This is a genomic window from Streptomyces sp. NPDC005017, assembly GCF_042873115.1.
Taxonomy (GTDB): Bacteria; Actinomycetota; Actinomycetes; order Streptomycetales; family Streptomycetaceae; genus Streptomyces.
Window position 1 is genome coordinate 73,689 of sequence record NZ_JBIALD010000022.1, and the last position, 19,841, is coordinate 93,529.

Here is a 19,841-nt window from a genome sequence, read left to right on the forward strand (position 1 = left end):
CCGGCACTGTCATCGTCTGGGCCGGCTGCCTATTCATCATCGAAGCTCATCGAACGGTCGATGACGGCCCGGGCGACTTCCGCTGAGGTGCGACCCTGCGCGAAAGCCCGCGCGCGCAGCCGCAGCAGTGCCTCCTCGGCGCTCACTCCCAGCCGTACCATGATCATTCCTGTGGCCTGGTGCACCTCGTCGCGGTCCGTCTCCGCTCCTGACAGCCACGTTACGACTCCTTCGGGGTCTGGGGAAGCATGATCAAGGGCGATGACGGCCAGGGTGACGGCGTCGGCGACCAGCAGGGCGGTGCGGACGCGGTCGGTGGTGAGCGGTCCTGGCGTTTCGCGGTACAGGTCGAGGGTTCCTAGAGGATCTCCGGGACCCCGCAAGGGCAGCGAGAACGCGGCTTCTGCTCCGGTCTTGACCGCCTGGACGGAGAACAGCGGCCAGCGGCGGATGGCCGGAGGACCGGTCAGATCCGGGACGAACACGGGCGCGCGCAACCGGATCGCCTCCCTGCAGGGGCCCTCGCCAAGGGTGTACTGGATCTCCGCGAGTCGCGCCGCGACGTCGTCACTCGCGCACAGGACGACTCCTGCGTCCGGCACATCGCCTGTGATGGAGACGGACAGTCCCGACGCCGCGGGCAGCAGCGCCAGACAGGCGTGACACAGGGCCCGGGGCACTTCGGCGAGAGGCGTCCCGCGTATTGCGGCGATGAGTGCGTGGGCGATGCGGGCACGCTCGACGTCCATCTCCTGCTCGGCGTCTCCGCCACCCAGCAGACCGTCACCTGTCATGACCACCTCCCCGCCGCTCGTCCTCGGCACGGCTGCATCCGCTCTTGGCACACGGCCAGGTGCAGTCGCTTCACCCGCGTGCAGTCCGCACCGGCGTCAGACCCCCCGCGACGCAGCGCTCGTGAAACGGGGTCAGCCCTCGCTGCTGATGGTCCCGCTCGTCGACCCGGCGTTGTGCCATCCTGCCGTGCGCGCTCGCAGAGGATCATCTTTCCCGGCTCCAGCCCACAGCCGGGACTGCGGTCGGCCTGCGAACCACCGGGTTTCCGGCGGGTGCGCGGGGAAACGCCGGAGGCGCGCAGCCGCTGGGTGGGGACGTCAGCGTCACGCTGTCCCGCTTCGGCGAATGCGGTTGAATGCTCAGGATCGTGACCGGCCGAGATCGCGAGAGTTTGCGTGACGGTCGTCGGCCGGTCCTCGCGGCACACCAACGTCAACTGTGGTGCATGGGGGAACTGGTTCTGCTGTGGGGGCGGTCGAGTGAGATACCGCTGGAGGTTCGTGCCGAGCCGGAGGCGGCCCTGGACCGTCACGGCCCCATCCAGATCCTCGGCACAGGCTATGAGGTGTGCGCGGCGACCGCTTCCGTGCGGGGCGGAGCCGGCCGGAGTGCCAGGTCACAGGCACTGTGCTGTGCTCTTCGCGCGGCGCCTGTTGCGCTCGCCCGGCGTGGCGGCCGTGTTTCGTCTCGGGGATGGCCGGCATGCGGTCTGTTCGTTTTCGGGGATGTGGCCGCACGTTCGGGCGGGAAGGTTTCCAGTAGCCCTGAACAGCGGGGTTCCGTCCCGCGGCGTGGGCGCGGTTGTCCGATCCGAGGCGAGCGTCGATGTCCGTGCGGACAACTGGTGCCGGCCGTTCCCGTCCGGCGGCGGGCCCCCAGCCAGCCCGCATCACACGCTACGCGGGGGGCTGTCTTCCAAACGAAAACGGCGCCGCTCCGCGCCGCACCGCCGCGGACAGCGGTCCTGCACGAGCACGCTCCGTCCCGGGCGGCCGAGCGCCGAATCGGCCGATGGCGCCCGCCAGGCGCCATCCGGCGAAGGCCGGGCATCGGCCCGGTAATGCGGGATCTTTGCCTTGTACCGGGATTCGATCCGGCCGGTCAGGAACACCCGGTGAAAGGAATCCGACGCCAGTGCGAGGGAGCGGGTGACATGGCCACGCAGCCGTCACGGATCGAGCGGCATCCGAACGTCATGACCTCACGCCACACGAGGGGGATTCCGGCAGTGGACGACGCGCACGGTCGGCTGCCGTCGCTGGGAGGCTGACATGGACGCCTCCGTGGACCGGATCGCGTACCCCTGGGGCGGCCGTACCCCGTACAGCCGTGACGAACCGTGGCCCGAGCGGGTCGACATGTATCTCGAGGACGGTGTCGAACCCGCCCAGGTGGAACGGTGGCTGCAGACGGCCTCACTGCTGCATTCCGACGGTGACGCCATGGACATCGCGGTCCTCGACGGCCGCATGGTGGGCGTGCGCGGGCGGGTGGAGGACCGGGTCAACCGTGGCCGCCTGGGGCCCAAGGACCTCTTCGGCTGGCAGGCAGGCGCCTCAGCGGACCGGCTGACGACGCCGCTGGTCCGCGAGGACGGACGCCTGGTCGCATGCGACTGGGACACGGCGATGGAGCGCGTCGTGGCCCGTTCACGGCAACTGCTGGCGGAGCGGGGCCCGGGGTCTATCGGCTTCTACACCACCGGGCAGTTCTTCCTTGAGGAGTACTACACGCTCGCGGTGCTGGCCCGGGCCGGGATCGGCACGAACCACCTGGACGGCAACACGCGCCTGTGCACCGCGACAGCCGGCGAGGCGCTGAAGGAGTCCTTCGGCAGCGACGGACAGCCGGGCAGCTACGACGACATCGACCACGCCGACGTGATCGCGCTGTTCGGGCACAACATCGCCGAGACACAGCCCGTGCAGTGGATGCGGATCCTGGACCGACTGGAGGGCGGCGAGCCGCCCCGCCTGCTCTGCGTCGACCCGCGCCCCACGCGGGTGGCCCGCAGGGCGGCCGTGCACCTGGCTCCGCGTCTCGGCACGAACGTGGCGCTGCTCAACGCGCTGCTGCACGAGATCATCCGTACCGGCCGCGTCGACCGCGACTACATCGAGGCGTACACGGTCGGATTCGAGGAACTGGCAGCCCGCGTGCAGGAGTGCACGCCGCAGTGGGCGGCCGGCGTGTGCGACGTGCCGGCCGCGCGGATCGGTGAGGCGGCGGAACTCGTCGGCACGGCGGAAAGGCTGCTGTCCACGGTGCTGCAGGGGGTCTACCAGTCCCACCAGGCCACCGCGGCGGCCGTGCAGGTCAACAACCTGCACCTCATCCGCGGCATGCTGGGGCGGCCGGGTGCCGGGGTGCTGCAGATGAACGGACAGCCCACCGCCCAGAACACCCGCGAGTGCGGCGCCAACGGTGACCTGCCCGGCTTCCGCAACTGGCAGAACGACAGCCACGTCGCCGACCTGGCAAAGGTGTGGAACGTCGACCCGCGGACCATCCCGCACTACGCTCCGCCCACCCCCGCCATGCAGATGTTCCGGTACGCGGAGCAGGGTTCGATCCGCATGCTGTGGATCAGCGGCACCAACCCCGCGGTGTCGCTCCCGGAGCTCTCCCGGATCCGCTCGATCCTCGGACAGGACCGCCTCTTCACGGTCGTACAGGATGTGTTCCTGACGGAGACCGCGCAGCTGGCCGATGTGGTGCTGCCCGCCGCGACCTGGGGGGAGAAGACCGGCACGTTCACCAACGCGGACCGCACCGTGCACCTTTCCGACAAAGCGGTGGAACCGCCCGGCGAGGCGAAGCCGGACCTCGCCATCTTCCTCGACTACGCGGCCCGGATGGACTTCCGCGACAAGGACGGCGGCCCCCTGATCACCTGGCACGACCCCGAGGCCGCGTTCGAGGCGTGGAAACGGTGCAGCGCCGGCCGGCCCTGCGACTACACCGGCCTCACCTACGGCCGGCTGCGCGGAGCGAGCGGGATCCAGTGGCCCTGCAACGAACAGGCCCCGGGCGGAACGCAACGCCTCTACACCGAAGGGATCAGCTGGGCGCACCCCGACCTCTGCGAGAGCTACGGCAAGGACCTGGTGACCGGCGCGACCGACGACGTGGTCGAGTACCGCTCCCTCAACCCCGACGGCAAGGCGGTGATCAAGGCCGCCGCCTATTTGCCGCCGCACGAGACGCCCGACGAGCGCTACCCGTTCCAGCTCACCACCGGCCGCACCCTCTACCACTTCCACACCCGTACGAAGACCGCGCGGGCACCCCAGCTGAACGCGGCGGCTCCTGACGTGTGGGTGGAGGCGTCCGCGGCCGACGCGACCGCACTCGCCCTGGAAGAGGGCGACCTGGTCGAGGTCAGCACCCCGCGCGGCGCGCTGCGAGGGCGCCTGCGGGTGACCGCCATCCGCCCGGGACTGCTGTTCGTGCCCTTCCACTACGGCTACTGGGACACCGCGGGCGGATCCGGCCCCGACGACACCCCGGGACGCGCGGCGAACGAGACGACCATCACCGACTGGGACCCCGCTTCCAAACAGCCGCTGTTCAAAACCGCCGCCGCCGCACTGCACCTGGTGGAACGCGGAGACGGCCGCCCTGCTCCCGCGCCGACCACCACCGCGTCCGCGCCGGCACGCCCCGATGCCGTCCCCGCCACCAGGGGAGGAGCGTCCGCCCTCACGGCGGAGGCGGGCGGCGCCGATCGTGAGGAGGCCACCGAGTGAACGGCATCAGCCTCACCCTTCGCGCCCTGCACCAGGGCGAGACCCACCTCGCCCGGCAGCTGACGACCGTGGCGGAACGCCACCGCACCGACCACGAGGTCCACCACGTGGCCATCGACCTCGCCGGCTGGTCCCGCGAACACGTCCGACGCCTGGCCCAGGCCGCCCGCTCCCATGGCCTCGACCTCGACGACTCCGCCGCTGACGCGGGCCCCACTCTCCTCTCCACGCTCAGGCAGAAGGCCGCCGAAGCGGTGGGGCGCCGCCACGAGCCCGGTCTGCCGCTCCTGCGCGACCTGCTGGACCTGCACCTGGACGCCGCCGAGAACTCCCTCCACTGGGAGATGCTCGCGCAGGCCGCGCAGGCCACCAAGGACGAGGAACTCCTGGCCGTGGCGTCCGCCTGCCACCCGCAGACGCTGCGGCAGATGCGCTGGACCAACACCATGATCAAAAACCTCGCGCCCCAGACCCTGACAAGCCCGTGACGGACTCGGCCCGCAGCTTCGTGAACCCCAGGGCAGCAGCCGGAACACGGGGTCTTGTCGGCAGCGTACTTCCTGCCCGTGGCCTGGCCAACGGTCTCCGAGCGGCACGACGCGGCCACCGTGGTCGCCCCGGTCTCGATCCGGCTCGGCGCCCCGGCGCTGGCCGTCGCGCCCGTGGCCGCCGGCCAGTAGCGCCTCGTGGACGGCGCCGCGTACGGCAGTTGCTGAACAGCCGCTGAGCCCGCAACGGCCCGGGAAGGACCGGCAGTAGTCACCGTTGCTGAGGACGTAGTCATGCCTCAGCATTCCGGGGCGCGTCGGCTCGTGCCGACCGGGAGGTGACGGTTCGGCCGACCGCGGAGCCGGACGAGCGGTTGTGCGTTTCACCGTCGGCGGGGCACCGACGCGTGCTCCGCGGGCCCTGGCTCGATCGGACCTCGTCCGCTGGCCGTCGGCTGCGCCTCCTACTGTGACTCCCTCCGCCTGGCTTCCAGTCGGTCTATGCGCTCCTGCAGATCCTTCACATACGGGTTGTTCGCCCTGGCGTGCTTGCCGATCGCCGAGACGACGCCCCACCCGTCCGCGAGAACCACCCGGAAGATCGGCCAGAGCGCGACCCATCCGACGCCGACGCTCACAAAGATCATGCACACCTCGTCCGTAGCTGACGCCACGGACGAGGGATCACGGAGCGCGTTCAACGCAAGGATGACTGCCAAGACCTGGGCGACCATCACGGCGGCCCAGAGGAACCAGGCGCCCAGACGCATCCAAGCCACCCACCCGGTTCTCACCAAGGGCACCCGCTTCTTCCTGTCGGCCAGCCGTCGAGTCGCCCACCACGCCGTGGTCGGGTACATCTCGGCAACAGCCTTACGCAACTTGAGCTCCGCTATCACAGGGGTAAGGTCCCACCCGTCATCAGGCGGCGGGATCTCTGACGCCTGACGTCGCCTCTCCCGGAGGGCGCGCCACTCACCAAGATCCACCAAGATCGCCTCCGCCATCTCACGCGACCTCTCCCGCCTGTACCGCTCACGGCTGGCCACCTCGACAACAGCCACCAGGAGCACCACGGGAGCAACTGCCGCCACTGTCGCTGCAAAAGCTTCAGACATCTCTGCTGCCATCCCGAGTGCATTCCGCAGGTGAAGCACCGTCATGCCGCGCAACGCGCTACAGGTCTGCACCAGACCTGGATGCCCGACCCTGACCCAAGCCGGACGTTGCCCCGCCTGCGAGGCCAAGCCCAGAGCAGCCAGGCCGGCACCGAGCAGCCGCGGCTGCAACGCGGTCCGGCACAGAGCCGGCGCCGCCTGCCCCCGGACCCACCCGCACTGAGAGTGCCCCGCCTGCTCGGCCCTCCACCAGCTCCAGCGCGACCTGGCGACCGAGGCCGACGGGGCGTGGAACGGCACGCCGGCGGTGACGTCGCGGCCGAGATGGCCCCTGCGCCGGTGCTGGAAGCCGACCTCGCGCGCCGTACCGCGCACCGGTCTCTTCCCCGTCCGGAACGCGTCGTCAGACGTTCGCCGCACGCGCCTCCGCCGGCACCGCCGCCGTGGAGGTGGCGGTGCAGGGCGAGGAGCTGACCCTGCGCTTCGGCTACCGCACGGATGCCGAGGGCACCCATCCGGGAGGCACTCGTGTTCGACCGTGTCCGTCAGGAGCTGAAGGACAGCGTGCATGTGTGGCCGGCGACATCGCCCTCGTGACCGGGCTGGGAGCCGACGGGCAGCGCTGGCAGGCGTGGCTCAACGTGGACGTCGCCGCCCGAAGGACGACTGCTTGACGGCTCTGGTCGGATGGTAGGGCCCCCGGCGTGCGTCGCAGACGTCTCCGACTCGCGGACGGGCGATTGGCAGACACTCCAGTGGGACCACGGGCTACGGCAACATCTGGTCGAGGAGCCCGAGGACCGCGAGGACCAACTCCTGCGGCTGGACACGCCAGCGATTCACTCCTGGGTGCCGGGAGCCCGGTACCGCACTTGCCCGGCTTTGCGGAGGGCGGCGATGGTTTCGTCGATGGTGAGGAGAACGGTCGTCTCGAACGAGCTGAGTGCGCCGCCTCCGCTGATCGCCAGGGCGACCGCGGCCATGGAGACGTTGTCGGGGGCCTCCCACAGGTTGTAGCCGTCGCGGGTGCCGAACGCATACCAGAAGCCATGGAGCTTGCCGCCGACGGACTCGATGTACGACTGGGCTGCCTTGGCGCGGTCCTCGGGGTGGTCGATGAGTCTCGACCAGGTCTCCGGGGTGTAGCTGAACCTTGACAGGTAGAGCGGCATCATGTGTCCCTTTCGTCCCATCAACAGATGCCACGGTGGAGGGACACGCCCCCTGTACCACTCGCGTTTCCCCCGAACGGCCGAGGCGGCCACCGGCACGACCTTTGCCGGCGTCGGCCGGCTTGGACGGGTTCCAGAGGCCGGTGCTGACTGGTGATCTACTCGGTGTGCAGCGCCGAGGCGATGGTCGTCCGGGCCGCCGACCGGGCCGGGACCAGGGCGCCGAGGACGGCGGTCGCCACGCCCGCCAGAAGCATCGCGGCAAGCTGTGGCGCGTGCCACACGTCCTTCATGTGCGCGGGGAAGTCGACCACGGCGATGTTGTCCACGACGAGGCGGTGCGCCACGATGCCGAGCGGGATGCCCAGCAGCCCGCCGAACACGCCCAGCCAGGCGACCGAGGTCACCGTCATCACCACCACTTGCCGGGGGGTCATCCCGATCGACTTGAGCATGCCCAGGTCCCGGCGCCGCTCACGGGTGTTCAGGAGCACGGTGTTGAAGACACCGAGCGACGCGACGAGCGTCAGCAGCACCGTGAACACCGTCGAGAAGGTGATGACGGTGGCGGTGCCGGCGTTGCCGGAGTCCAGAACCGATGTGTGCAGGTCCGGGTCGAGCGCCGCGACCGTCTGGGCGTAGGCGCGCGCGTCGGCGCCAGGGGCGAGCCGCACCGTGTATTCGGTGGCGCGGGCGTCCGGTGCGAGCTGGGCGAAACTCTCCCAAGCGGCTTCCAGGGACCGGGCGTTGCCCTCTATGAGCTGACCCACGACGATCGCAGTGATCTTCCTGCCGTTCAGCTCCAGCGTGACCCGGTCGCCGACCTTCAGCCCGCGCTGGGTCAGGAACGCCGGCCCAGCTACGATCTCGCCCGCCGCGGCCGGCGCCCGGCCCTTGACGATGGTGTGCTCGTACAAGGAGTCGTCGCCGCGGTAGAAGTCGGCGAAGACAGGCTGGGGCTGCCCGGTCATGTTCACCTGGGACAGCGCGCGGGCCCGTACCCCCGCCGCACCCGGCAGGGATCGCAGCCGTTTCTCGATCTGCGGGTCACCGAGCCGGGGCGGGGTCCGGTCGTTACCCGGCCCTCCGGTCGTCACGTGGATCCTGGCGCCTCCGTCCTCCCGCCCGACATTGCCGTACGCCAGCATGGTGCTGGTCAGTCCGGTCGCCAGGGTCACCGTGGTGACCCCGAGGACGATGGCCGCCATGGTCAGCAGGGTGCGGCTGGGGCGGGCGAACGGCTGGCCGAGGCCCAGGCTGACCGGGCGCGGCAGCCGGGTGGCCCCGAGCATCCGCTGCACGCGCAGGCCGCGCCCCGTGCGCCGCTCGCCGTCCGCGCTGATCGCCCGTGCGGCGGGCAGCCGGTGGGCGCGCAGGGCGGGGACCAGCGCGGTCAGCAGGACGAGGGCGGGCATGCCCGCGAGGCAGGCGACGGACCACCACGGGCTGATGCCGCCGACCGAGGCCCGGCCCACCTCGACGCCGGTGAACGCGACCTTCAGGATCGGCCCGGCCAGCGCGTTGCCGGTCACAGTGCCCAGCACGCAGCCCACCACCGCCGGTACGGAGAGCATCGTCAGATAGACGGCGACGACCTGGTTCGGGGTGAAGCCCAGGGCCTTGAGCACCCCGATGTGTCGGTACCCGGAGACGACCGCCCCGCTGACCACGTTGCCGACGATCAGGGTGGAGACGAGCAGGCCGAGGATGCCGAAGAGTGTGATGAACGGGAGGTAGGAGTCGGCGAGCGCGGAGAAGGCCTGCTTGAGGGTGAGGTAGGTATGTGCGCCGGTCAGCGATTCCTTGGGCAGGTCAGTGGTGGCCCCTGCCAGTGAGGCGCTCAGCCGGGCTTCCGTCGAGGAGTCCGTGAAGCGGTAGAGCATCTGGGCGGAGGCCGGGTGCAGTGCGGCCATCTGCTCGGGCGAGACCCAGGCGCTCGCCGACCTGCTCATGCTGGTGGCGAATCCGACGACGGTCAGCGTCGGTCCGCCGGGGGTCTCCAGCCTGGTGCCGAGGAGCGCGGTCCCGGGAGAGCCCTGGGCGGACCAGTTGACGACGATCTCGCCGGGTGCGGTGGCCCAGTGGCCCTCAAGGAGTTCGATCCGGTCCACGGGGCCCGCCGGATCGGCCCGGCCCACCACCGTGAGCGTGCCGCCCGCCATCCAGAGCCAGTCCTGGGGGATGTCGACGACGGCCTGTCCGAACGGTCCGGCCGCGGTCTCCACCCCGGGCTGCCGGGCGGTCCGCGCCAACTGTTCCTGCGAGACCTTCGTGGTGTCGAAGGTCGCTACCGTATGGGCACCGCGCTGTGCGGCGTAGGCCTTGTCGAAGGGGCTCGAGGCCGCGCTCAGCAGCGCCAGCGCGAGCAGGACGGTCGTGGTGGAGCAGAAGACGACGAGCCCGATGACGAAGGTCTGGAGCCGACGGCGCTTCACGGCCGCACGGGAGGCTCTCCATACGGCGCTCACGCGGTCGCCTCCAGCGTGCTCTCGCGGGCGACCCGACCGTCGGCGACTTCGACCAGCCGGCTGGCGCAGCGGGTGGCCAACTGCGGGTCGTGGGTGACGATCAACAGGGTCTGGCCGATCTGATTGAGGTCGATCAGTAGATCCATCACCTGCTCGCCCGACCGGCTGTCGAGGGCGCCGGTCGGCTCGTCGGCAAGCAGCAGAGCCGGGCGGTTCATCAACGCCCGTGCGACGGCGACGCGTTGGCGCTCGCCACCGCTCAGCGTCCCCGGATAGCTGTTCCGGCGTCCGGCGACGCCGAGTTCGTCCAGGAGTTCCAGGGCACGGTGGCGCGCCTGCCGGGCCGGGGTACCGGTCAGTTGCGCGGCAAGCGCCACGTTGTCAAGGACAGGCAGATCGTCGATGAGGTTGAAGAACTGGAAGATCATGCCGACGTTCCGCCGCCGGAACAGCGCCAAGCCGGTCTCGTTCAGTTTCCCGAGGTCATGACCCTGCACCTCGACTGTGCCCGAGGTCGGCCGGTCCAGGCCGGCCACCATGTTGAGCAGGGTGGACTTGCCGCAGCCGGAGGGGCCCATCACGGCGACCGCGTCCCCGGCTCTGATCTGCAGCGACAGGCCGTCCAGGGCCTTCGCGTCGCCGTACTCCTTGTGCACGCCGTCCAGCCGTACCACCACTTGCCGGGCACTGTCGTGATCAGTTGTCATGGCTCGAACCTAGGACCCGGTGTGCGGACGGGGCGTCACACCCCGGATGTATCCGCCCGGGCAGGTCATCCCGGGGATGTACGGGGCTGCGTCCAGGGGCTGTTGTGGGGCGCGTGGTGCAGCTGCGAAGATGATCCGGTGTGGGGATCCGGGACGGTCTGGCTGGTCATCGCCCTGGCGGCGGCAGTCGCCATTGCCGGGTGTCTGTGCGTGGCGACGGTCCGGGCTCGGCGGCTGCACCAGGCGGCCGTCGAGGAGCGCGGCTGGCTGCTGGAGCGGGAGCGGGAGAGCGCGGCACGGACCGCGGTCGACGCCGAGCGGGCCAGGATCGCCACCGAGCTGCACGACATCGTCAGCCACAACGTGAGCCTCATGGTGGTCCAGGCCGGGGCCGCCCGCGAGGTGCTGGCCACGATGCCGGACGAGGCCGTGGCGGCGATGAGCGCCGTCGAGACCGCCGGGCGGAACACGATGACCGAGCTGCGGCACCTGCTCGGCCTGCTCGCACCCGCGCAGGACGGCGACGACGAGCCCTCCGGTATGGACCTGTCACCGCAGCCGAGCCTGAGCCGGCTCAGCCCGCTGATCGACCGGATCGCTTTCGCCGGCCTGCCCGTGGAGATGCGTATCTCGGGTGAGCCGCGTCCCCTGCCGACGGGCATCGATGTCACCGCTTACCGGATCATCCAAGAGGCCCTGACCAATGCCCTTAAACACGGGGACAGAGCGAAAGCCGAGGTGACGGTGCGATACGCGGACCACTACCTGCGAGTGGAGGTGCTGAACAGCGGACCGAGCGTCCTGTCGGGCAGCCGGCCCGCGCGGGGAGAACCGGTCCCGGGGCAGGCGGACGGAACGGGACGCGGGCTGCTCGGCCTGCGGGAGCGGGTCGCCGTCTACGGCGGCGACCTGGACGCTCGCCGTCGTCTCGGCGGCGGCTACCGAGTGCGCGCCCGCATCCCCCTGGGCCGGCCATGACGACACACACCGAACCCGCCCCTCGCGTCGTGATCGCCGACGACCAGGAGCTGGTCCGCACCGGCTTCCGCCTGATCCTGACCGCCCGCGGCATCGACGTGGTGGGCGAAGCAGGCGACGGAGCCGAAGCCGTGGCCACCGTGCGGGGGCTGCGGCCCGATGTCGTACTGATGGACATCCGGATGCCCGTCATGGACGGCCTGGAAGCCGCCCGCCGCGTACTCGCGCAGGCCCCGGACTGCCGGGTGATCATGCTGACCACCTTCGACCTCGACCACTACGTCTACGCCGCCCTCGCCGCCGGGGCCAGCGGATTCCTGCTCAAAGACGTCACCCCCGCGCATCTGGCCGCCGCCGTACGCCTGGTCGACACCGGTGACGCCCTGCTCGCACCCTCGATCACCCGCCGCCTGGTGGAGCGCTTCGCCCCCGGCGCCACCAGAACCGGTTCGGGTCTCTCGACCCCGGCCGTCCACCGAGACCTGGCCGCACTGACGCCGCGCGAGCGCGAGGTGCTGACGCTCATGGGCCGAGGCCTTTCCAATGCCGAACTGGCGCGGAAACTGACGCTCAGTGAGGCGACAGTGAAGACCCACGTGGCCCGGATTTTCGCCAAGCTGACCCTGCGCGACCGGGCCCAGGCCGTCGTCCTCGCCTATGAGACAGGACTCGTCTCACCGGGCGAGTCCGCTGACACCACCAGCCCCTGCCGTTAGCCGGCAATCTGGAGATCACGCATGCCTCTTCAGTCCCTTCGAGGGCTGTACCGCCTCGGGCTCCGCCGCGTCCTGGCTGTCGGCCTGCGCTCCGACGACCTGAACGCCCTCCGAGTCATCTGACCGAAGCAGCAACCCGATCTCGCCACCGACCGGCGGCTCTTCGGCATGTCCTCAGCCTCACCCTGTCGCCGCAGCTGACGCCTGCCCTGTGAGATGGCCGACCTCACGACGAGCCGCCCGCCCCACCCCCGCAAACGCTTCACCTCGTCCTCGCCGAGGTTCTCGCCGACGTCGCAGGGCGTCCCCGCCTCGGGGGCAACGGAACTTCTCGGGTGCTGGTGTCGGCGCGCGGGGTGGGGCCGCGGCAGGTGAGCGGGTGGTGCTGAAAGACCGGCTGACCCGCTGTCACGGGGTGGAGTACTTGCGCCCCGAGGCGCGACTGCCTCGCGACGGTGACCTCAGCCCCCACCCCGTCCAGCTCGACGCCGGAGGAGTCGACCTGGTGAACCGATGGGGGGATCAGCAGTCTGTACGGCAGGATTGCGGGTCTGGTCCGTGAAGGAGGTCTCGTCACCATGCGTGCTGAAGACGCCGCTGTTCCGGAGCCCGGCCTCATGCGTCCGCCGCAGGTGCCGCCCAGCGCGACCAGGGTCACGCGGGGGGATGCCTTCGGCATCGCCGATCGGTACGGGGTCATCGGTTCGCTGTTGGAGGCGGGCGTCGAAGCAGCCCGGATAGAGGTGTTCTACGACCCCGAGGTCGGCGGTACCTACTGGGTCGTCGCTCTGGACGGCGGGCGCGCGGCCGTGCTGACCGACGACACGGAGGAACACGTGGGTCATGTGGAGGGTCCGTGGCCGTTCAAGGCCGTGTTCCTCGGCCCGGACGGTGTCCGAACGGAGATCGATTACTCGATCGGTGACATGAAAGCGCGCCTTGTGACCTGGTGCGCGGCGGCCATGGGTGACGGGGCGACGGCCGTCGATGTCCCTGACCCGCGGCCGTCCGGCGCTTGAGGACCGGCGAACGAGGCAGTGAGCAGCAGCTGCGTTCTCCCTTCAACTTACGCGTGGCGTCATACCCGGGTTCCACGGCTGCTGGTACCGGCGCGCCGACGCCCCGGCGGTGAAGGCGGCCGAGGAGGCGCGGCTCGTGCCCACGCGCCAGTCGATCTCCTTGACCGCCTGGTACCAGATGATGCCGATGATGTCGTCGTGGCGCGGCAGCGAGCGGAACATTTCGGTGATCCACTCTGCTTTGCGTCCGGCGGCGTTCGTGGCACCGAGCTCGGTGATGACGAGCGGTCTGCGGGTGAAGCGCCGTATCTCGGTCTTCGTCGGCGTGAACAGGCTGTCGAACGACTGGTAGTTCTCCTTGCCCACCGTCCCGTAGTAGCCGGACAGGCCCACCCAGTCCACGTACGCGTCTCCCGGATAGAGCCGGGTGAGCGGCGTGGAGTTGGTGTAGCTGACGTTGGGGCTCCACACCCATACGGCGTTGCGGGCTCCCACCGAGTCGAAGACCTTGTGGACGTGACGCCACGCCCGGACGTACTCCCCGCGGCGGTTGCCGTTGGACTGCTCGCACCAGGGGTACCAGTAGCCGTTCATCTCGTGGGCGAGGCGGATGGCCACCGGGTAGCGCAGCGACTTGATGCCCCGAGCCCAGGACCTGATGTACCGGTCGAAGGAGCCGTTGATGATTCTCGACAGCCGGTACTCGGACTGCTCACCGCGCAGGGTGGGTTCGTCGGCCTCGGCTTTGTGGTCCCAGGGCTCCCAGGCGACCAGGGGCAGCATGCCCCGCCTGGCGACACTGTTGATGGCCTCGGCGTCGAACTGATCGCTCTCCCAGTCGGCCGAGAACTCGTAGACCTGCGGGCGGTGCCCGGTCTGCCGGACGAAGTCGGCACCTTCCGTGAAGTCATGGACGCCCGCCGACGTGAAGACACCGATGAACGCCTTACCCACGGCGGGAAAGGGGACCGTGGGACGCTGGGAGGGGCGGCGCGGCGCGGGCCCCTCGTCCGGCAGCACGGTCGTGGGGGGCAGCACGGCGTCGGCGCGTGCGGCTGCCGCCCGGCGTTCGCGGTCCGCCAGGCCCGGTGCCACCTGGAAGGTGTACCAGGACAGGAGGACCGCGCTCAGCACCGCGAGCACGCGTGGCGCGGTGACCCTCACCGGTCGGTCCTCGCGGTACGCAGGCGGGTGGAGATCCCCTCCGCCAGAGCGAGCACCGGCGGCGCCGAGCCGGCCGTGAGAGCCAGCAGCGTCCAGATCCGCAGGGCCGTGTAGTCATGCTGGTCGAGGAAGCTGACGATGAGCAGGCACCCGGCCAGCAGTGCCCACATCAGGTGCAGTCGGAAGGTGCGCAGGGACTCCTGGCTGCGCAGCTCGCCCTTGGCGGTGACCACGTACGCCAGCGGCCGGCGCAGCAGTGCGTTCGCCGCGGCGGCGATGTAGACAGGTCCGGCGAAGAGCGCCAGCAGGATGCCGGCCATACCGATCTCCCGCCTCTCGTGCTCGGCCAGGTGGAACCGGCGCAGCCACAACCACATGGCGAACGAGCCCGCCATGCCGGCCGACCACAGCAGGAGCCAGGGGAGTCCTGGCAGTTGGATCGACGAGACGCCGAGCAGCATGTACAGGGCGGTGGCCAGGGTGCCGAGAGTCAGGCTCATGGCGACGCTCGGGTAGTAGAACTGAACCAGGCCGTACAGCAGTCGCTGTCGGGGGCGGAGCCGGATGTCCTGCCTCAGCCGGGGGCTGAGTTTGATCTCCCAGATGCCGTAGGCCCAGCGCTTCTGCTGGTTGAAGTAGTCGGTCCAGGTGGTCGGGCCCTCGCCCACGGCGACGACGTCGGGGGTGTAGACGCCCTTCCAGCCGTTGCCGGTGGCGGGATTGAGCGTGCCGTGGATCCTCATGCTGGTCAGATGGTCCTCGATGATCGAGTCCTGGTAGCCGCCGATCTGCTGCCAGGCGGTGACCCGGTAGAGGTGATTGGTGCCGATCAGCAAGGGGGCGTCCAGACCGTTGCCGCCCCGCTCGACGATGCTGCTGAACAGGTACTGCTGTACCGACGCGCCGTGGGCGACCCAGTTGTCGTAGGCGTTGCCGTACACCTGGGGTGCCACCACGAAAGCGGTGTCGGGGTCGTGGAAGTAGCCGAGGGTCCGCTCCAGGAAACACGGCAGCGGCACGTGGTCCGGGTCCATCTGGGCGACGACGTCGTAGTCGTTCTCGTGCTCGGCGCGCCAGGCGTTGTGGTTTCCGGCCTTGGTGCGTGCGCGGAAGGAGCCGGACTGCTGGTTGTACTCCGGCCGCCCCTTGCGGCTGAAGTGATGGATTCCCAGGCGCGCCGCCATCTGGCGTACGGCCGGATCATTGCCCTCGTCCAGGATCCAGACGTCCACGGTGCAGCCCCAGCGCTCCACCTCCAGCATGGCCCGCAGCGTCTGCTGTACGACGGCCATCGGCTCCTTGGACGGCACGATGGTGGTCAGCATGGCGACCCGGAGGCCCTCCGGCGGCACCATGGGGATGGGGTCCTTTGCCCGGAAGGCGAATACCCAGATCGCCACCGCCTGCACGATTTTGATCATCTCGACCGCGATGACCAGGCAGAACCCGATCCGGGCCAGGAACAGCCAGCGGTTGCCGATGCCCGTGACCCCAGGGCCCGGCACATGTTCGGGAAGCAGCAGCCAGCCTATGAAGACGATGTCGGCCAGGGCTGTGGCAAGGGTGAGAGCGGTGAGCGCCACTCGGTGGCCCGGTCGCAGCAACGACCAGTACCGTACCTCCCGGCCGGGGTTGGCGAGCGGGCCGCATGATCGGGCGGCACGCGCGTAGGCGGCGACGGCTGAGGCGTTGCGGCCGCTCCTCTTCTCGGCGCGCCGCTCCAAGTGGCGTGAATATCTGGACATTTCCCCCCTTGGTAACCAACAGCATCACTCAGAGGTGAATAAGCCGCTAGTTGCGCTGAGTAGGACTGCTCGCGGTACCCGGCCGGTTCCCGGCCGCCTCAGATGCGAACGGAGTAGAGCGTGTTGTCGTCACTGCCGAAATACACCGCGTCCTGGGTGACGGCCGGTGCGTGTACCGGAGCGGATGCGGAGTAGGCCCACAGTTGCTCTCCTGCGGCGACGTTCACGGCGTAGAGCTTGGCGTCGTCGCTGCCCACATAGACGACCGCGCCTGCCGCGGCCGGCGCGTGGACGTCTCCGGCGGCCGTGAACTCCCACAGAGGTTGCCCGGTGCTGGCGTGCAGTGCGTGCAGTGTTCTGCCGCCCCCTACGTAGACGATCCCCTTGGCGACCGCCGGGTTCGATCCGACGGAGGCGCCCTCGAACCGCCAGGCGCCCTTGCCTGTGCCCGCGTCGACCGCGTAGAGGGTGCCGTCGGTGCTGCCGAAGTAGACGAGGCCGCCCGCCACGGTCGGGATGCCGGACACCGCACCGCGTGTGGTGAAGGCCCAGCGCTTCTCGCCCGTGTACGCGTTCACCGCGTAGAGACTGGTGTCGCTGCTGCCCACGTAGACCGTCTCGCCGGACATGGCGGGGGAGTGGGTGTCGTTGTCCGTGGTGAAGGCCCACCGGCGTTCTCCGCTGGCCGCATCGACGGCGTACAGCCGATGGTCCGCGCTGCCGACGTAGGCGACGCCCCCGGTCACGACCGGGGTGTGCACGATGCCCCCGGTGGTGAACCGCCAGCGGACCTTGCCCGAACGGGCGTCGAAGGCGTACAGGACGCGGTCGTCGCCGCCGAGGTACACGCTGCCGCCCAGTACGGCGGGTGCGGAGCCGATGGCCGCGGCGGTGGTGTGCTGCCACTGCCGCCGCCCGTCGTCGGTGGCCAGTGCGTACAGCGTGCCGTCGTTGCTGGCCGCGTAGACCAGATCCCCGGCCACCCTGGGGTAGGACAGCACCGTGCCGGTGGTGGTGAACCGCCAGCGCAGCGATCCCGCGCCCTTCGGTTCGCGGTCCCGCGCGATGCCCCAGGCGGCTGCCAGCCCGCCGGCCCCCACGGCGCCGGCCGCGGCGTACAGGAGCCGGCGACGGCTGACCGGCCGCTCCGGCGAGGGCGCTGGGGGACGCACCGGCGACGGCTCCGGCAGCCCGCGCTGCTCGGGCACCGGGTTGTGGCCCGCAGACGTCGACGTCGGCATCTCCGGCAGGGCGAGCGTGCCGGAAGTGTCGTCGCCCTGCCAGGAGTTGGGAAGCCACCCCTCGCCGAGCAGTTCCACCGGGGAGCGGCCGCCCGTCAGAGCGGGCATCAGCTCGGAGAGGGCCGGGCGGTCGGCAGGACGTTTGGCCAGGCACCAGCCGATCAGCTCGCGCAACCCGGGCGGGATCGTGTCGAGTTGGGGTGCTTCGTGCACCACGCGAAACAACAGCGCCGGTACGGACGCCTCACCGAAGGGTCCGGCACCCGTCGCGGCGAAGGCGAGGACCGAGCCGAGCGAGAACACGTCGGACGAGGTCTCGATCCGCTGTCCCTGGATCTGCTCGGGTGACATGTAGCCGGGAGAGCCGATCGTGGTGCCGGTGAGCGTCAGTCCGCTCTTCTCGACAAGCCGGGAGATCCCGAAGTCGATCACCCGTGGGCCGTCCGCGGCCAGAAGCACATTGGCGGGCTTGAGATCCCGGTGGACAAGACCCGCACCGTGAATCGCGGTGAGCGCTTCCGCCAGCGCCGCACCCAGCGCCCGTACGGACTGCTCCGGGAAAGGGCCGGATTTCTGCACCGCTTGTTGCAGCGACGGGCCGGGAATGTACGCCGTCGCGAGCCACGGAAGGCTTCCTTCGGGGTCCGCGTCGACCACGCCGGCCGTGAAGAACCCGCTCACGGCGCGCGAGGCGATCACCTCCCGTGCGAAGCGCTGGCGAAAGGCGGGCTCTTGTACGTAGTCCGGACGGATGACCTTGATCGCGACCCGCCGACCGCTCGGGGAGTACCCGAGGTAGACCCGGCCCATCCCGCCACTGCCCAATTGGGCGACCAGCCGGTACGGCCCCACGACGGCGGGGTCTTGAGGTCCCAACGGCTCCAAAATGCCCCCCGGGTCACATCCTGGACAAACGACCGTGTCAGTTGCGGCGGCAGTGTATCGGGTATTCGCGGACAAAAGATATCGACCGGTAGTTCGTCAATTCGGGCAGCAGACGCCCTCGTCGGCTCCGGAGAGGGTGCGTTCGGTCAGGGCCTGGAGCCCGGGGAGCCTCGTCCGTGCGGGGCCTTCGCGACCGTTCGAGGGCGACGGCAGGGGTGAGACAGGCACGTGTGGCTGCGGGCCTGCAGGGCCTTGGGGGCGGCTGGTGGGCCGGGGTGAGACGGTCCCCGACGGCCCGTACGGTCCGGCGGGAGGCGTCTTGCGGGGTGCGTCGGGTGCCTGGCGTCAAGACCCTCGCGTCCGGTACCCGACCCGGCACTTCGGCTTCCACCACGCTCAGCTCGCCCTCGGCCCGAGCGGCTGAAACGGATCAGTCGATGTGCGGGCTGCGGCGCTCGATCAGGACGGTGTCGCGCCAGCGGCCGTGGTGGCGGCCGATGCGCTCGCGGGTGCCGATGACCCGGAAGCCGGCCCGTTCGTGGACGGCGAGGCTGGCGGCGTTCTCCGGGAAGACGCCGGACTGGATGGTCCAGATGCCGGCCGCCTCGGTCGAGTCGATCAGGGCCTTCAGCAGCGTGGAGGCGATGCCGCGGCCCCGGGCGTCGGGGTGCACGTAGACCGAGTGCTCGACGACACCGACGTATGCGCAGCGGTCGGAGACCTTGGTGGCCGCGACCCAGCCGAGCACGCGCCCGGTCTCGTCGACGGCGGCGAAGCGGTGCTCGGGCAGCTTGGCCGCGTCGAACTCCGCCCAGGTCGGAGCGGTGGTCTCGAAGGTGGCGTTGCCCTCCTCGATCCCGGCCCGGTAGATCGCGACGACCTCGTCCGCGTGGTCGCCGGTCAGCGGCACCACGAGAGTGGAGGCGGTCACGCGGCAGAGGCTCTGGTCAGGAGCTGCCCCATGGCTGCCAGGACCGCCGGCTCGACGCGGTAGTACACCCATGTCCCGCGGCGCTCGGAGGAGAGCAGCCCGGCATCCTTGAGCTTCTTCAGGTGGTGGGAAACGGTGGGCTGCGAGACGCCGACGTCGGAGATGTCGCAGACGCACGCCTCGCCGCCCTCGTGTGAGGCGACGGCCGAGAAGAGCCTCAGCCGGACCGGATCGCCGAGCGCCTTGAACATGACCGCGGTCCGCTCGGCCTCCTCCGCTGTCAGCGGCCGCTCGTTGAGCGGCGGGCAGCAGGGCTCGGCGACGGTCTCCAGCAGCGGCAGCGCCTTCACGTTCGACATACGTCTATGTTGACACATGTCGAATCAGTCGCATAGGGCTGCGGGCGGCCGAGGATGTGACCCGGTCGCCGGGCAGCCCGCAGTGCATCGCGGCCGGCTCCGGGCAGGGGTGCGGACGACAGGCTTCGCTGTCGTTCCAGCCCGACGTGGGCGAGGCGGGGACGGGCCGGCGAAGCGCCGTCGCGGTGCCTCCGGCCGGCCCCTCTCGTCGAGGGCGCCGAGCGGGGCGGGGCAGCCGAGATCCGGCGCGTGGCCGGTGGCCTGGATGATCGCGGCTGCGTCCTCCTTGGCGCCGTCGGCCCAGTG

At 70.2% G+C, this 19,841-nt stretch carries 15 protein-coding genes; 5 read left to right on the forward strand and 10 right to left on the reverse strand.

Translation table 11 applies throughout. From position 1 onward, the window contains the following. Positions 1–29: 29 nt before the first annotated feature. Entirely contained in the window at positions 30–794 is a 765-nt protein-coding gene (locus tag ACFYR0_RS28260; protein ID WP_389333932.1) for a GAF and ANTAR domain-containing protein, read from the reverse strand. Positions 795–2,066: 1,272 nt separating this feature from the next. Here ACFYR0_RS28260 and ACFYR0_RS28265 point away from each other — a divergent pair. Then, positions 2,067–4,544, forward strand: coding sequence for a molybdopterin oxidoreductase family protein (locus ACFYR0_RS28265; RefSeq protein WP_389333935.1), 2,478 nt, complete (start codon positions 2,067–2,069; stop codon positions 4,542–4,544). Further along, positions 4,541–5,032, forward strand: a complete 492-nt coding sequence (locus ACFYR0_RS28270) for a hypothetical protein (protein ID WP_389333938.1) — start codon at positions 4,541–4,543, stop codon at positions 5,030–5,032. The genes ACFYR0_RS28265 and ACFYR0_RS28270 overlap by 4 nt, the downstream gene beginning before the upstream one ends. A 464-nt stretch (positions 5,033–5,496) precedes the next feature. Here ACFYR0_RS28270 and ACFYR0_RS28275 read toward each other — a convergent pair whose 3' ends face one another. From ACFYR0_RS28275 to ACFYR0_RS28290, 4 genes are all read right to left on the reverse strand, one after another. After that, positions 5,497–6,162, reverse strand: a complete 666-nt coding sequence (locus ACFYR0_RS28275) for a hypothetical protein (protein WP_389333941.1) — start codon at positions 6,160–6,162, stop codon at positions 5,497–5,499. Between the two features lie 827 nt (positions 6,163–6,989). Then, on the reverse strand, positions 6,990–7,322 hold the full coding sequence (locus tag ACFYR0_RS28280) for a GYD domain-containing protein (RefSeq protein WP_389334090.1): 333 nt from the start codon (positions 7,320–7,322) through the stop codon (positions 6,990–6,992). Between the two features lie 158 nt (positions 7,323–7,480). Beyond that, positions 7,481–9,757, reverse strand: coding sequence for an FtsX-like permease family protein (locus tag ACFYR0_RS28285; protein ID WP_389333944.1), 2,277 nt, complete (start codon positions 9,755–9,757; stop codon positions 7,481–7,483). A gap of 29 nt (positions 9,758–9,786) precedes the next feature. Further along, positions 9,787–10,467 (reverse strand): ABC transporter ATP-binding protein, encoded by a 681-nt coding sequence (locus ACFYR0_RS28290; protein WP_389333947.1) that lies wholly within the window; start codon positions 10,465–10,467, stop codon positions 9,787–9,789. A gap of 168 nt (positions 10,468–10,635) precedes the next feature. Between ACFYR0_RS28290 and ACFYR0_RS28295 the strand changes: the two genes are divergently transcribed. The 3 genes from ACFYR0_RS28295 (at position 10,636) to ACFYR0_RS28305 (ending at position 13,210) form a co-directional block, all read left to right on the forward strand. After that, positions 10,636–11,475, forward strand: coding sequence for a sensor histidine kinase (locus ACFYR0_RS28295; RefSeq protein ID WP_389333950.1), 840 nt, complete (start codon positions 10,636–10,638; stop codon positions 11,473–11,475). After that, the gene (locus tag ACFYR0_RS28300) at positions 11,472–12,191 is read left to right on the forward strand and encodes a response regulator (RefSeq protein ID WP_389333953.1); all 720 of its coding nucleotides are present in this window, start codon (positions 11,472–11,474) and stop codon (positions 12,189–12,191) included. Before ACFYR0_RS28295 ends, ACFYR0_RS28300 begins: the two co-directional genes overlap by 4 nt. A gap of 617 nt (positions 12,192–12,808) precedes the next feature. Beyond that, positions 12,809–13,210 carry a hypothetical protein gene (locus tag ACFYR0_RS28305; RefSeq protein WP_389333956.1) on the forward strand — a complete coding sequence of 134 codons (402 nt, stop codon included), beginning with the start codon at positions 12,809–12,811 and terminating at the stop codon, positions 13,208–13,210. A 42-nt stretch (positions 13,211–13,252) separates the two neighbouring features. Here the strand turns inward: ACFYR0_RS28305 and ACFYR0_RS28310 are convergent, their stop codons facing one another. The 5 genes from ACFYR0_RS28310 to ACFYR0_RS28330 all read right to left on the reverse strand — a co-directional run bounded on the left by ACFYR0_RS28310 (position 13,253) and on the right by ACFYR0_RS28330 (position 19,535). Beyond that, on the reverse strand, positions 13,253–14,374 hold the full coding sequence (locus tag ACFYR0_RS28310) for a glycoside hydrolase family 26 protein (RefSeq protein WP_389333959.1): 1,122 nt from the start codon (positions 14,372–14,374) through the stop codon (positions 13,253–13,255). Beyond that, a complete protein-coding gene (locus ACFYR0_RS28315) occupies positions 14,371–16,119 on the reverse strand; it encodes a glycosyltransferase family 2 protein (protein ID WP_389333962.1) in 1,749 nt (582 codons plus the stop codon). Before ACFYR0_RS28315 ends, ACFYR0_RS28310 begins: the two co-directional genes overlap by 4 nt. A 98-nt stretch (positions 16,120–16,217) precedes the next feature. Further along, entirely contained in the window at positions 16,218–18,236 is a 2,019-nt protein-coding gene (locus ACFYR0_RS28320) for a PQQ-binding-like beta-propeller repeat protein (RefSeq protein WP_389333965.1), read from the reverse strand. Between the two features lie 439 nt (positions 18,237–18,675). Then, complete coding sequence (locus ACFYR0_RS28325) at positions 18,676–19,176, reverse strand: GNAT family N-acetyltransferase (RefSeq protein ID WP_389333968.1); 501 nt, start codon at positions 19,174–19,176, stop codon at positions 18,676–18,678. After that, a complete protein-coding gene (locus ACFYR0_RS28330) occupies positions 19,173–19,535 on the reverse strand; it encodes an ArsR/SmtB family transcription factor (RefSeq protein ID WP_389333971.1) in 363 nt (120 codons plus the stop codon). Before ACFYR0_RS28330 ends, ACFYR0_RS28325 begins: the two co-directional genes overlap by 4 nt. Positions 19,536–19,841 lie beyond the last annotated feature (306 nt).